This is a genomic window from Agathobaculum sp. NTUH-O15-33 (genome assembly GCF_033193315.1).
In the GTDB taxonomy this organism is placed as follows: domain Bacteria; phylum Bacillota; class Clostridia; order Oscillospirales; family Butyricicoccaceae; genus Agathobaculum; species Agathobaculum faecihominis_A.
The window spans coordinates 1,267,524-1,281,357 of sequence record NZ_CP136187.1 but is presented as its reverse complement, the minus strand read 5'-3'; the positions used below and the strand labels follow the sequence as shown (position 1 = coordinate 1,281,357).

The window sequence follows — 13,834 nt, the reverse complement described above, 5'->3', positions numbered from 1 at the left end:
CGCACATGTCGCGGCTTTTTATGAATTTTGCCGCAAGCGGCAAAATCCTATTTAATGCGCGCTGCGGCGCGAAAGGTTCTTTGACACGCTGAAAGCAGCTTCGGAAACGAAGCTGCTTTTGCAATGTATCAAACCGTTCGCGGAAGATGCCTCCGGCGCTTAATACACAAACGTTCTCGCCAGTACCATACCGGTTACCGAGGTATACTCCGCAGGAACCTTGATCGTATAGGAAACCGAGGACTGATTGAACGTGAACCGGCCGACATAACCCATTTTACCGCTGCTGTCGTTGATCGCGTTGACAAACGCGCGGCAGCCGATGCCGCCCAGCGTACCGTCGCTATCCTTTTTAAAGTAGAATACGTTTTCAGCGTCCGCGTTCTCGATATAACCGCTGGCACGGCGGTGCTGATCGTCAGAATACTCGGTGTACAGACGGCGCGCGCCGTCCTCGTCGCGCTCCAGAACGACAATGACGCTTTCGTCCAGATCGTGCGCCGCGCTAAAGCCGCCGCCGCTGATCTGCTCAAATTGCAGACGTACCTTTCTCGGCATGTAACCCGGCTTGCCGGTGTCAAACGGAATGGTAACGGTGTGCTCCTCGCCGCCGTTGATCTTGATGCCGTACTGACGGGTCATAAACGAGGTAAGCGGTGTATTGTTCCACAGGCGCTTGTCATCCTCCGTCACCTGCGTGTAGTTGACGACCACCTCAAACTGGCCGGTCGTGCGGTTGTACCGCTTGCCAATCAGCGTCTCGTCATGCGACGGGATCGAGATATACTGATCGGACGTGATCGGCGCGGGCATATCAAAGATTTGCTCCACGATATCCTGTTCGTTTAAATAAGCGTAGTAATAAATAGTTGCTGCCATGTTATGCACTCCTTTTCATACGTTGTTTGAAACTTCCTCTGCTTGCTTTTGCGCCAAGCGATTCTGCAGCATCGCCCGCCGCTGCCGATCAGCGGAATTGAACCGCCGCCTCCGCGCCCTATTGCACGGCACTGTGTACCCAACATCGGCATATTGCCACGCTGCCACCGTAAGGTGGGTCGCGTAGAAAACATGAAACATTTGGATTATCCCACCGCTTACGCGGCCGTTTTGTTCCTTTTCTATCATGGAACGCGCGGGTCAAACGCCTTGTCAAGCGGCTGTAAACCGCGCGCGATTGGTATAAAATCTTTGTCCATGCAAATCCTATGAAGAGAAATTCGGCTATCAAAGCCCGATTAGGAGGAGCTTATGAACAAAAAGGTATGGTATTGGTGCCTTGGTATCCTTGCAGTCGCGATTATCGCCGCGCTCATTTGGAACGCTACCGCTCCGGAAACCCCGTCCGGCGATGCAAACGGCGGGCAGATGGACCACAGCGGCATGGATCACGGTTCGTCCACGGATACGGAGGACCCCAACCTGCGCGGCTATCTCGATGAGCAGGACGCGATTATGGCGACCATGATGACGGATATGGAAAATATCGAACACTCCGGCAACGCCGCCATTGATTTTCTGGCGGGCATGATCCCCCACCATGAATCCGCTATCGCAATGGCGCAAAGCTATCAAAAGTACGGCGGCGCGCATGAAGTGCTCGCGCCGTTGGCGCAGGAGATCATCACGGCGCAGACGGATGAAATCGAGCAGATGAAAGGCATGATTGAACGGCTGCGATCGGGCGAAGCCGCCGACGAAGCGCAGGCCAAGGCATATTTAGAAGCCTATGCCGATTTGATGAACCACTCCATGTCCCACGCTTCGGCAGACAGCCTTGACGCCGCCTTTGCCGAGGGTATGATCATGCACCACCAGATGGCCGTGGACATGGCGAACGCCATCCTGCCCCACACGTCGGATGAAGAAGTCACCAAGCTGGCCCAGACCATCGTGGAGACCCAAGAGAAGGAAATATCCGATATGCAGGACGTGCTGAACGAGCTGCAAAAGTCCTGACCCTGCCGCCGCCCCTATTGGGGGCGGCTTTTTTTCGCTCGTTTTCCCTATTTTACGGTTCCTCCGGGTTCAGCGCTTCATCCTGCACCGCTAATGAAAGATCCAGCAAAAACGCGCGGATCTCTTGCGGAAACAGCTTTTTATAGTCCTCCAAAAACATTTCTATCGCGGCTTGGCCTTCCGCCATGTCGTAAAAACGGTTGATCCTGTCCTGATCGGCCCGCGCCGCGGGCTCGGTCGCCGGTTCCCAACGCAGCTCCATTTCCCCGTCACCTCCATGCGGCTATTCTATGTTGGCGTCGCGCAAGGCTTGCCGCACCAATCGAACCGGCCCGCAAATTACTTTATCAAGTATCTTATGTACCTATTATAGTACACCATTCTATACTTGTCAACGTAAAATTACTCGTTCGCGTATTTATGTGCAGTTTCACAAAAATGCCGCGGTTTGTTTTGATGAAATGCACGAAAGAAATCGCGCCTTGCCCATCCGGTCGCATGCGTGTATGCCGCGCGAAGTAGGGGCGGTGCCGCTGTCTTTTGCGCCCTCTTGTACGAGACTGCATGCGCCTGAACATAAAAGATCCCCCGACTTCCCATTCCAAGGAAGCCGGGGGGATCTTCTATGTCATTTAGCTAAGGTAACGCAAGTAGGGCGCGACGCCCTCGGCGCGCCGAGAGCGAAGCACCGGGATAAGTGAGAGCATCAAACAAGCCGATACGGCCGAGCGAAGGGACATGGTTTTTCAGGAAGTGTTACGTCCCTTCGAGACGGCGCGCCGAGGGCGTGGTCCAGACCAGCTTCTCTTGGCCTTCGGCCAATTCACCTTCTCGCGCCCTACTAGCTCGGTGAATCCCTTGTTTTTTCCTTTTCGTTTCCCTTCACAAAATGACATTGCGGGAATCTTTATAGGTTTTCTTTCACAACTCTCATAAGCTGATTAAATTCCTTGACCATATAGCTCGAATCGCCGGTATGTCGCTCCAATGTGTCCGCAAATTTTTCGCTTGCTTCATTAATTTGCTGCCGCCTGCACGATTTGGGGGCGTCGTCCAACAGCTCGCTGCATTCCAGATTGAACGCGTCCGCTATATTGCGCAATGTTTTCAGTTCCGGCTCCGCCACACCACGCTCAAACCTACCGATCTGGGCGGGATCTACTTTGGACCTGTCGCCAAGCTCTGCTTGCGACCAGCCCCGCTCGGTTCTGTAAGATCTAATCATGTCCCCTAGGTTCATAAATAGTAAGCTCCTTGTGGGCGGCGTTGCACGCGAAGAAACACTACTATTATTTTACCATGCCCGCCGTTTTTATAGGAGCTATTTTACATTATTTTGTAAAATTCTGCGAGGTAGTTCCATACCTGACTATTTATACCCCTTTGTCTTTTTCCCGATCATACTGCGCGGCCAAGCAGCAAGCCGCCCTCGCCACGAGCTTGAGCATCTCAAGCGCGACCACCTATACAACGCCGCCCCCATCGAAACGTGCCTCTGATCCTCGCGACGACCACGCCCGACCTTTCGGTTATGTCGAGGCGTATAGGGACGGATGGGCTTTAGTTCCTCCGGTGTATGTCGTTCGGGGGTGATGCGGCCTGCGTTGCTCGCTTGCCCCACGCCATACTTCTCCGCGTATTTTATCGGGGCTACTTCCTTCATCCCTTTTTATTTACTTGTCCAATAACCATGGTGCTCCTACCCCCTCCAAACAAATGGCGAAAATAAACCTTGCTATTTAAAGTTTTATGGTGTATACTGAACAAGTATTCTAAATGTACTAATTGATGCTACAGGTGTAAGTCAATTTTTCTTTTGACTTAACATGCTGTAGTTTTTTTATTTGCACAATTTTGAATAACATAATTTAGGAGGTACACGTTTATGAGTAACGGTATCGTAAAATGGTTTAATGCAGAAAAGGGCTTTGGCTTCATCCAGAACGACGACGGCAGCGATGATGTGTTCGTTCACTTCTCCGCCATCCAGTCCGAAGGCTACAAGTCCCTGAACGAAGGCCAGCGCGTTTCGTTCGAGTCCGAGGTTGATCCCAAGAACAGCAGCAAGATGCGCGCTGTCAACGTCTGCCTCGCCTAAGCAAAATATTTGCCATGACCGCCCCCTAACCGGGGCGGTTTTGTTTTATGATGCCGGTCTCCCTTTCCGCGTGCTTACAGCGGTTGGCGCGGCGCCCGCATAGCGTGTCAGTCATGGCCCGCCTCCCGCCTGTGCGCCTTGACCCGCGCCGCCCACTCGTTCTCCCAGTCGGTCAGTTGGGCCGTTTTGTGCGGCGGCGCGCCGGGCTGGTCCCTGCCGCGCTTGTCCAGCCGGTCCCAGATGATCCCCTTCCAGCCCGCCGCCATGCACTCGCGGATCAGCGCGGCCACCGCCTCGTCGCCGTACTGCTCCGCGTGCTTGCGGATGCTGGCCACCAGCGATTTTAGGCCGGTCGGCTTGTAGTCCTCCTTGCGCTCCCGCTTGTAGCGCAGCCACTCGTTCGCCGCCTCCAAAAGCGCTGGCGAACGGGCTTCTAAGGGGGTAAGGGGGTTTTTAATATCTGTTTCTTTTTCTGTATCTGTCTCTTTCTCTTTCTCTGTATCAGGTTTTTTGGGCTTCGCGGAAAACCGTTCGCTTGTTTTGGGTTTCTCCGGCTTGCCGTCGCCGTGCGGCGGCCTGCCGCCCCTTGGCGCCGTTTTCCCGGTTTCGTTCGCACCGCTCGCTGTACTTGTCCGCATCGCGGTCGAGCTGCGCCCGAATGAAGGAAAACGCCATCTTAGCCGCCCCGGCAAGTTCGCTCTCCCTGCCATGCTCCGCGTACTCAAAAAGCGCCGTCAGCAGCGCGCCGCGCTCCGCGTCGGTCAGCAGCTCCAAATGCTCCCGGTAATCGAAATACAGCATAAATGCCTTGCGTCCCGCCATTATGTCCTCCCCCGTTTCTATTGCCAGTAAAACCGGCCGAAATTACTTTATCAAGTATTTATATCTCTATTGTACGACAATACATTTTACTTGTCAACGTAAATTTACGCAATCACGTATTCTGTTAGATGATAACGAAAAAAAGGCTACCATTGAGAAACTCTCAACGGTAGCCTTTTCTTACTTTTGAAATGCTAGCGAGCAAACCAGTACAAACACGCCGCCAACCATATAAATAGCTGGCGGGTGTTCGTACAGCTCGCCATTGGTGGAGCGTCACCGCTCATACACGAACTCATGTAGTCGGCGTTGCTCTGGTCGATGTCGGATAGTAGACTATCTGTGATGGTGACTGTCTTATCGCCCACGGTGAGGATGTATGTAAGTTTATCGTCGTAGAGGTAGACGGCAACTAGAAATACGTTAATCAGCATACGACGGTATTTAGTGTCGTTTGCGTCGCCTTTTTTAAGCGCGCTGAGGAAGAAAAGAATGTCTTGTTCGGATAGCGGGATTTGGTTTTGCTGTTCAATGGCGATTTGCTTTTCAAGGTCTTGCTTTTCTTCCGTGCGCTGACTCAAACGGGCGGCGATGGTATCGGCGGCCTGTCCAAGTTCCAGTGCCTTTAGTAGATTTTCTATTGCCTGTTCAGTCTCTTTCAGACAACCGCGAAGTCTTTTCAATTCGGAACCGTCATAGTCGGCGGCACACACGGCGGCAACCTCTTTTGCAATCTTTTTAATGTTGCTATCGGTCAGTTGTTCCCGGCACTTGGCGACTACCATATCTTCAATGTAGGCTTTCTGCACGGTTTTTTTGGTGCATTTCTTTTTCAACTTGCCGTTGCAAGCGTAGTAGTTGTGTACCGTTCCGGTCTTGGATGTGCCGGAATAGCCGGTCATCATCTCGCGGCAATGCCCGCAAAATAGCTTTGTCGTCAATAAGTATTCAGCCTTTGCCCGTGCTCGGGCAGGGGCTTTTTTATTTTTGTTCAATATGATTTGTACCGCCTCAAAAAGCTCGTCGCTCACAATGCGAGGGATAGCGTTAGGCGTTTCTACTCCTTTGTATGTGTATATACCAAGATACCGCTTGTTGCGGAACATGGCGTGAAGACTGTTCTTGTTAAATGCACCTCCTTTTGTGGTCTTTATCTGACGGCTGTTCAGCCATGCGGTGATCTCCGCTACTGTCTCCCCGGCGGCGTACCGCTCGAAAATCTCTTTGGCAATGGGCGCGGTATCGGGATTAAGAACAATATGTTTGTCAATCACCCGATAACCAAAACCGGGGTTACTGCCGATAGAAAGGCATTTCGAGCCGTTGATATCCATGCCACGCTGGATTTTCTGCGCTAACTCCGCCGAGTAATATTCCGCCATGCTTTCCAGTACGCCCTCTATGAGAATACCGCTGGCATCCTCTCCGATGTTCTCCCGCGCAGACAAGACCCGGACGCCATTCTTTTTCAGCTTGCTCTTATAGGTAGCGCTGTCGTAGCGGTTACGCGCGAAACGGTCAAGCTGGTAGACCAAGACACCCGCGAATTGACGCTTGGCGCTGTCGGTAATCATACGCTGGAAGTTGGGGCGCTTGTCCGTTTTGCCGGTCATGGCGCGGTCAATATACTCTTTAATAATGGTATGCCCATTTGCCTTGGCGAAGTCATAGCAGGCTTGTAGCTGCCCCTCAATGGACTGCTCTGTCTGGCTGTGGCTGGAATACCGGGCGTAAACAACGAGATTCATTCACGTCCCTCCTTTGACTTCATGATCCGAAAGGTAACAGGGTCAACCAATTCACCGTCATATACTTGAAGATCGCTGAATACGCCGAGTGTGGCGTCAAGGCTCTCGCTCTCTTGCATTTGCTCGAAGAACATTCTGACAAAGCGGTTGCTACTCGTTAGGGCGACGGCCTCACCATCGTTCAGGCTGACGCTAAAATGGAGGGCAACTGACGCTTCATAAATGTCTTTCAGTCGTTGCTGCGCGTCTGTCGTGGTAATTGGGGTAGGCGGTTCCGCTAATGTCCGCTGTAGCGGGGGGGCTGTCGAGGGCACGCGCCCGCACAACTCGTCGAGTGAAACACCGAGAATATCCGCTAGCTTTGCGGCAGTTTCGAGGGGCGGCAATGCGCCCTTGCCCTCCTCCCGGCCCGCCAGATAGGAAGCAAGTGCGGGATAGCTTACCCCGATAGCGTCAGACAATTCCCGTCGTGTAATGTCCCTTTGTTCTATTGTGTTGTATAAGCGGTCAGCAAACCCTTTTTTAAAATAGTTGTCTTTCATATCCGTCCTCCTTACTTCCTTTAAAAATATTTTACACCATAGTATTGGAAATGTCAATATAATTTCATCAAAACATTGATATAGCAACAATAAATCAAAATTAAAATTATTTTTGCGTAGTTATTGACAATATAATTTATATATAATATAATTAAAATGGAATAAAGGAAAGGAAAAATATAAATTTATCAGATAAATTAAAAATCTCGACAATGCAGGCGCATACGATTGCAGTTTGCATTGCCAAGGACATACGCGCGTATATCCTTGACCACCCCGACGAGTATACCGCGTTTCTGAACGCATATTCCGGCGAGGACACCAACACTACTAGCCTGTCAACCGAAGCGGCACAAGGTTCTTGACACGGCTATCACATACAGTACAGTCACTACGGTACGAACACCGTCACCGCATTAGTGCTGTACCACACACCGACACGAAACGAACACGGGAAGGCATATGCATCCCACGGCCGCCGAAAGGCGAGATAAATTATTATTTAAATGGAGGATTATTATTATGAATGCAATTAATGTTTTTATTAAGTTGTTAATTTTGACTATGTTTCAAGTTTTTGGCGCAGATTATGCGATTTTGACCAGCGTGTCCGACGACATGGAGTATGTTGACGGCAAATCCACCGGCAAAAAACTGGGGACAAAATACAATGTGGTTTGTCCTAAAATGCAGTATCTGACGGTTACTGTAAAAGTCCCTAACGCTGATCCAATCGTAGCGCAAGAGGTGCTTGATTCGGCAGATGAGCCGGTACTTATCACCTTTGAGGGCTTTACGGCTCGTCTTTACTCAATAAGAGGAGAAATAGGTCTTACTTGCAAAGCAGACAAGGCAGTATTATTTGATACAAAAGCGGTGGCGCATCATGGGAAAAGTTAAGTCACTACTTGAACAAGCAAAGAAACTGGCCGGGGAATTATCCTGGCCACCAAGATCGCAGCGTGTGTGTTCAGTGCTGCTGTCATTATATTTCTGGCGATTACCGGAGTATTGCGCTATGTACTGGCTCTGGCGATAGTTGCCGCTGTTTGTATCAGCATTCCAACGCTACCTCCGCCTGTATGGCCTCCCGAGGCCCTCCTACAGGCCTTGGCGCTGTCCATGTGCTACGTCTTACGCACGAGCGCACGACAACTATCAGCACTTCCGCCGACATATTTACAAGAAATTTTCCACGATCCTACTTATCGTGTGATTGGGGACGCTGTGGTATGCTACTTCGATATCTATAAGCAGAGTACGAGCCTTGCAGACCCGGATGAGCTACACAGCCTAACCGGCGTACTCCAAAGCCGCCTTGTACGTCATTTCTACCATGCTAACAATATCGTACAAGAGTGGTATGCAAACGGTGGCATAGAACCGCGCGTACAGGTGACCGGCATAGCCGACGAGGGCGCAACGCTTACTATTGAGGTGGTGCTCGGTTACGACCAGCGCACCATACAGGGCGGACAAGTCTATATCAACGAACAGCGCCACTCGAAAAACACACTTACAGCGAAGCCAACAGCGGCACGTCCAGCCACAGACACGCCATTTATCCCTTTAGCCTATCACAAAGAACTACTTGTAGACGGCGACCAACGCCCGGTCAAATGGCCTTATGAACTTGCACCGCACGGCGTTGTAATTGGCGGAACCGGGAGCGGAAAGACCTACTTTGTAAAGCAGACAATTTGGCGTGTGCTTGAGCGTGTACCCAATGCTGCCGTCATCGTCTGTGACTTCAAAGCGGACGATTTTCGTTTCCTATCCGACTATACCGGCTACTATTCATACCTTGACTGCGCGACGGGTTTACGGGCTTTCTACGACCTTTTTACTGCTCGTCAAGCTGGTATAGACGCAAGCCGAGATTTTCGACTGCTCGTGTTCGATGAGTGGGCCTCGTACATACAATCACTTGACAAGAAGCAAGGCGAAGCTGAAATGAAGAAACTGGCCACCCTACTTATGCTAGGCCGTTCCTTTGGATGTCATGTGCTGGTATCCCAACAGCGTGGCGATGCGCAGTATTTTAGCACAGCACGAGACAACTTTGGCCTAGTAGTCGCTCTCGGCAATCTATCTCCCGAGAGCAGAGATATGTTTTTTAGGGGCTATAAGGACAGCATTGAGCTCACACAGACACAAGGAACAGGTTACGCCGCAATCAACGGCGGTGACCCTATCCCAATCCAAGTCTGCACGGTGAACATGGACAAGGTAGAAGGGGAAATTTCCAGACACTTTGAACCCAAGCCGTCCGACGGCGCGAGCGAAGCGTAAGCGACGGCGGAGCGGCTGCGGGGAGGGCTTGTCCCTCCCCGCTTTTTGCAAGGGCGCAGTATTACCCCTTGCTTACTTTCGTCGCAAGTCGCAATAAATACTACATAGTGAAATGGGGGCATTCTATGAGCGACACTCAGTGCCGCAAGTGGCAAATTACAATTAATAATCCCTTGGATAAGGGGTTTACACATACAAGAATTACGGAGGAACTTCACTCGCTGAAGTCCCTTGTCTACTACTGCATGGCAGATGAAGCGGGGCAGACTCACCACACCCATGCCTACGCCGCCTTTTCCAGTGCCGTCCGCTTTTCCACGCTGAAGGCTCATTTTCCAGAAGCACACCTAGAAGTTGCGCGGGGTTCCTCAGCACAAAATCGAGATTATATCTGTAAAGAAGGAAAATGGACGGCCGACAAGAAGCACGGCACCAAGATTGCGGGGACATTCGAGGAATGGGGTGAAATCCCTGCCGAACAGCAGGGACGGCGCACAGACATTGATTATCTTTACGAGATGGTCAAGGAGGGGGCAAGCGATCTTGAAATTTTGGAAGCATACCCACGAGCTATGATGTATCTCGACAAAATTGAGCGCGTGCGGCAAACGCTAAAAGCGGAGCGGTATGCCGTGGAATTTCGTCCGCTGGAAGTGACCTATATCTGGGGGCCAACTGGCACAGGCAAGACGCGCGGTGTAATGGAAGAATACGGATACGATAAGGTCTGCCGCGTGACTGACTACGACCACCCTTTCGAGAAGTACCACGGCGAAGACGTATTGATTTTCGATGAATACAGAAGCCAACTCAAGATGTTTGAAATGCTCAACTACTTAGATGGCTACCCGTTACAATTGCCTTGTCGGTACGCCAATCGTACCGCGTGTTACACGAAAGTCTACATCATATCCAATATCTCTCTTGAACAACAATATAAAAACATCCAGTATGACGAACCGGCAACGTGGGCGGCGTTTCGGCGGCGCATCCACAAAGTTATTGAATATTCGACGGAGGGATGCAACGGTGAAGCGACCATACCGCTAGCGCAGGAACAATTGTCGGAGTTCACCGAGATCGACGACCACGAACCGTTGCCGTTCTGAAATATAAAAGACGCTATGTTGCCTATACAAAAGCAACACAGCGTCTTTTATGTGAAGTCCAAAAACTTATGGGGCGGCACATCCAGAGCCTTGCTAATACGGAACAGCGTGTCAAGCGATATAGGCTTGACGATATTCACGGCCTCGATTTGTCCGAGAAAGGAGGTGCCGACGCCCATGATCTCGGCAAGCTGCTCCTGTGTCAAACCCTTTAACTTGCGGTAGTAAGCAACTTTCAGACCGATCATTTTGTAGTAGTCTTTAAATTCATCCTGCACGGCAATTCCCCCTATAAAATTATTATAGGGCCTTGCCATCCCCATTCCTATTTGCTATACTTGCAATATATATTACCGTATAAATAATAAAAAATACTTGGACGGTAACAGGAGGAGAAAACAATGACAGGACAAAGCGCGAGTGTATCACCAATGCCAATCATGCTGATTCTAATTGTGCTTGCGGCAATTATAGCAACGGCTATCATTCTCTTGCGAAAAAAACGGGCGGTTCCACCCATAGGCGCGAATGGCGGAGAAGATGCAGGTGGTCAAGGGATAGCAAAGAAATATCCATTTTTTGTTGACCCGGCGGAGACACCGCAAGCGGAGTTAGGTTCCGGGTTCATCCAAAGCTATCTCGGCGGCGGCGCAATCTCCAAAGGCTTTGTTGTGGCGACCCAGCGGCGGGCATATTTCAAGGGCAAAAGCTATTTTAAGGACTTTAAGGGGCACTGGAAAAAGCAGATGCAAGAAAAAACCGTTGACCTTAAAGACATCACGGGGACGGGATATACAAGTATGCGTCAACTGTGGATGTTGATTTCCGGAATTTCTTCATTTTTCTGGCCTGTGCTGTTATGCTTCCTATTTAAAGGAAAAGGCGGAATTACAGCGGTTTTAGACAACATTGCGTTTCAGTATACACGAAATCTTTTCTTTATGGTGCTATTGGGGCTGCTTCCGCTTGGCGTATTCCTTGCATTATATTTTCTGAAACGCAGAACACTGTTCACAATCGAATTTGCTGGCGGCAATATCAGCTTTAACACATCATGGTATGGCAAAAGCGAAGTTGACAGTTTCCAGAAAAATCTGCGCCAAGCAATGGCCGCCATCAAAGATACCGAGACATCCGCCCCGGTTGCCGCTGCCGTCCACGCCTACACCGCACCGCCTACCGCCACCGGCGCGGCCAAGGAAAAGGCCGAAGCTCTGCGCGAGTATGCCAAGCTGAAAGAGGACGGCGTTATCACCGATGAAGAATTCCAGAAAATGAAAGCCGAGCTTGTGCCCAATAATAAATAAGAGAGGACTGTGACTGATGAAAAGACTGAAGCGGCTACTGACGGCGGCGCTGTGTGTGGCGACGATTGCAAGCGGCACCACATCTGCAAGCGCGGCTTCGTCTGTGGGCCAAGAGCAATTCACAGACGGGGAATACTCGTTCCAGCGGGTTAAGGTAACTTTTGCCTACGGCGTGGCAATGCTAAGGCCTTTCGTATGAGGATCATTATTATGAAACCTTTTCCGATGGGTTCCTGCTGATATGCGATCAGGACAATAATCCCTGCTATTTGGGCGAGGATGGGGCGGTTCACGATCTTAACCGTGGCCGGTTTGAGGTCATGCATCCCTTTTCGGAAGGCTTGGCTGCTGTGATCAACGATAGCGGCAAGGTTGGTTATATCGATACTTCGGGTAAGCTGGTCATTCCCTGCCAGTTTGACGCGCCGATCAATCAAATCACATCTCCCTGTGCGTCTTTGTTCAAAGATGGAAAGGCATGGGTGTTCCGCGCAAGTGCCGATTCCTCTGCGATGGAAGCCTGCGGCGGGTGGGCGCAGATCGACACCGCCGGGAAACTGCTGACCGACTACTCGCCTGACGCGTCGGTGGGTGAATATTGGATGATACCCAGTGAAAATGTCGAGAAATACAATCTGTTTTGTCTTGCAGACGCTAACTTGGCAACGGGACAGAAAGAGCAATTCCCGGATGTCTGCACCGCTCCCGGCATAGGGACGTTTACCGCCCGCTTCGGCGGTACTGACACAGGGCTGGCCAGCATTCCAAACGGCGGCCTTTATATCGTCAAGCGGCAAACCGTGGGGACGCGCAACCTCTCAACGTACACAACCACCAGTTTTGAAACAGTTAATCCGACTGGGTCATGGGATGCGATTGCATCCTATCATCAGGTCAACTATAAGCTGGAAAACACCACTACTGGTATAGATAATGTGGATATTGTTGTTATTCCATGTGTGCGCGGAGAAGATTTTGATTTTGATGGTAGCCATCACATGTCACCGAATTCCTACTATCCATTGACCGTTGAAAGAATAGAGCGGACGCTACAGCCGGGTGAAGTCGTGCGCGGCTCATTTAGACCGCAATGGGGATTTGAGTCCTATTTGCTCAAATATGTAGTAATCAAGTTGGAGCCGGGCGATATGGAACTGCTGCAACAAAACTGCATCGGTGTGTTGGATCGTGATATGACCTATCATCCATCCCAGCGAACCATTGCGGAAAATCAACTGGCAAGCGATTTTGTCCACAAATATTTTGCGGATTACTTAAAATGAGGAGCAATCGAATATGAAAAAGATGGTTAAATCATTCGTTTTTGTAGTTGTGGCTTGTGCGTTAATGGCGACAAACGCTCTGGCATTTACCGTCGTGGAGGGCGGCGACATCACCGAAATCAACGCGCCCCATGAGTGGGCCAAGGCCGAAATTGAGTTGGCACGGGAAGCGGGACTGCTGACCGAGCATACCGACAATTATTTCAAGGAGGACATTACCCGTTTCCAGTTCGCGGAGTTGGCGGTCAATCTGGCGGAGAAAGCCACCGGCAAAGAAATCACAGCAGCCCCGGTAGATATCTTTACCGACTGCACCGAGACGGCAGTTTTGAAAGCCTACGCCGCTGGTATTGTCAACGGTGTGGGGGACGGCGCGTTTGCTCCAGACCAGACCACCAACCGGGAACAAATCGCCGCCATGCTCTATCGGGCTGTACAATATATCGAGCAGAACGGCGGCAAGGGCCTTGACGTGAAAAGCACCGATATTTCCAAGTACACCGATAATGCACAGGTGTCAAGCTGGGCAAAGGACGCGGTGGGGGTGCTGGCGGCTAACGGGGTGATGAAAGGTACGTCAGAAACAATGCTATCCCCGCAGGCAAGTTGCACGGTGGAGCAAAGCGTGTTGCTTGTCTACCGGCTATATGTGTTAACAAAATAAATAATATTGT

16 protein-coding genes are annotated in these 13,834 nt (G+C 50.8%); 9 read left to right on the top strand and 7 right to left on the bottom strand.

Features of this window, described 5'->3' with window-relative positions; genetic code table 11:
* Nucleotides 1-159: 159 nt before the first annotated feature.
* Complete coding sequence (locus RWV98_RS06690; protein ID WP_317864672.1) at nt 160-879, bottom strand: hypothetical protein; 720 nt, start codon at nt 877-879, stop codon at nt 160-162.
* 372 nt (nt 880-1,251) lie between these two features.
* Between RWV98_RS06690 and RWV98_RS06685 the strand changes: the two genes are divergently transcribed.
* The gene (locus RWV98_RS06685; protein ID WP_317864670.1) at nt 1,252-1,959 is read left to right on the top strand and encodes a DUF305 domain-containing protein; all 708 of its coding nucleotides are present in this window, start codon (nt 1,252-1,254) and stop codon (nt 1,957-1,959) included.
* 52 nt (nt 1,960-2,011) lie between these two features.
* On the opposite strand, the gene RWV98_RS06680 is transcribed toward RWV98_RS06685, so the two are convergent.
* A complete protein-coding gene (locus RWV98_RS06680; protein ID WP_280963146.1) occupies nt 2,012-2,221 on the bottom strand; it encodes a hypothetical protein in 210 nt (69 codons plus the stop codon).
* Nucleotides 2,222-2,866: 645 nt separating this feature from the next.
* Entirely contained in the window at nt 2,867-3,184 is a 318-nt protein-coding gene (locus RWV98_RS06675; RefSeq protein ID WP_280963145.1) for a helix-turn-helix domain-containing protein, read from the bottom strand.
* 660 nt (nt 3,185-3,844) lie between these two features.
* Here RWV98_RS06675 and RWV98_RS06670 point away from each other — a divergent pair.
* The gene (locus RWV98_RS06670) at nt 3,845-4,057 is read left to right on the top strand and encodes a cold-shock protein (protein WP_280963144.1); all 213 of its coding nucleotides are present in this window, start codon (nt 3,845-3,847) and stop codon (nt 4,055-4,057) included.
* Nucleotides 4,058-4,558: 501 nt separating this feature from the next.
* Here RWV98_RS06670 and RWV98_RS06665 read toward each other — a convergent pair.
* The 3 genes from RWV98_RS06665 to RWV98_RS06655 form a co-directional block, all read right to left on the bottom strand.
* Entirely contained in the window at nt 4,559-4,879 is a 321-nt protein-coding gene (locus RWV98_RS06665) for a DUF6291 domain-containing protein (protein ID WP_317864668.1), read from the bottom strand.
* Between the two features lie 194 nt (nt 4,880-5,073).
* Nucleotides 5,074-6,627 carry a recombinase family protein gene (locus RWV98_RS06660; protein WP_317864666.1) on the bottom strand — a complete coding sequence of 518 codons (1,554 nt, stop codon included), beginning with the start codon at nt 6,625-6,627 and terminating at the stop codon, nt 5,074-5,076.
* Nucleotides 6,624-7,169 (bottom strand): helix-turn-helix domain-containing protein, encoded by a 546-nt coding sequence (locus tag RWV98_RS06655; protein WP_317864664.1) that lies wholly within the window; start codon nt 7,167-7,169, stop codon nt 6,624-6,626. The genes RWV98_RS06660 and RWV98_RS06655 overlap by 4 nt, the downstream gene beginning before the upstream one ends.
* A gap of 522 nt (nt 7,170-7,691) precedes the next feature.
* Here RWV98_RS06655 and RWV98_RS06650 point away from each other — a divergent pair.
* The 3 genes from RWV98_RS06650 (at nt 7,692) to RWV98_RS06640 (ending at nt 10,570) form a co-directional block, all read left to right on the top strand.
* Nucleotides 7,692-8,069 carry a hypothetical protein gene (locus tag RWV98_RS06650; protein WP_317864663.1) on the top strand — a complete coding sequence of 126 codons (378 nt, stop codon included), beginning with the start codon at nt 7,692-7,694 and terminating at the stop codon, nt 8,067-8,069.
* A 210-nt stretch (nt 8,070-8,279) separates the two neighbouring features.
* Nucleotides 8,280-9,461: a type IV secretory system conjugative DNA transfer family protein gene (locus RWV98_RS06645; RefSeq protein WP_317864661.1), complete on the top strand. Its 1,182-nt coding sequence runs from the start codon at nt 8,280-8,282 to the stop codon at nt 9,459-9,461.
* A gap of 125 nt (nt 9,462-9,586) precedes the next feature.
* Nucleotides 9,587-10,570, top strand: a complete 984-nt coding sequence (locus RWV98_RS06640) for a replication protein (protein ID WP_317864660.1) — start codon at nt 9,587-9,589, stop codon at nt 10,568-10,570.
* A 47-nt stretch (nt 10,571-10,617) separates the two neighbouring features.
* On the opposite strand, the gene RWV98_RS06635 is transcribed toward RWV98_RS06640, so the two are convergent.
* Complete coding sequence (locus tag RWV98_RS06635; protein ID WP_317864659.1) at nt 10,618-10,848, bottom strand: helix-turn-helix domain-containing protein; 231 nt, start codon at nt 10,846-10,848, stop codon at nt 10,618-10,620.
* A 123-nt stretch (nt 10,849-10,971) separates the two neighbouring features.
* Here RWV98_RS06635 and RWV98_RS06630 point away from each other — a divergent pair, with 123 nt between their 5' ends.
* The 4 genes from RWV98_RS06630 (at nt 10,972) to RWV98_RS06615 (ending at nt 13,824) form a co-directional block, all read left to right on the top strand.
* Complete coding sequence (locus RWV98_RS06630; protein ID WP_317864658.1) at nt 10,972-11,877, top strand: SHOCT domain-containing protein; 906 nt, start codon at nt 10,972-10,974, stop codon at nt 11,875-11,877.
* A gap of 16 nt (nt 11,878-11,893) precedes the next feature.
* Complete coding sequence (locus tag RWV98_RS06625; RefSeq protein WP_317864656.1) at nt 11,894-12,076, top strand: hypothetical protein; 183 nt, start codon at nt 11,894-11,896, stop codon at nt 12,074-12,076.
* A gap of 151 nt (nt 12,077-12,227) precedes the next feature.
* Nucleotides 12,228-13,160: a WG repeat-containing protein gene (locus RWV98_RS06620; RefSeq protein ID WP_317864655.1), complete on the top strand. Its 933-nt coding sequence runs from the start codon at nt 12,228-12,230 to the stop codon at nt 13,158-13,160.
* Nucleotides 13,161-13,173: 13 nt separating this feature from the next.
* Complete coding sequence (locus tag RWV98_RS06615; RefSeq protein ID WP_317864653.1) at nt 13,174-13,824, top strand: S-layer homology domain-containing protein; 651 nt, start codon at nt 13,174-13,176, stop codon at nt 13,822-13,824.
* The last annotated feature ends 10 nt before the right edge of the window (nt 13,825-13,834 follow it).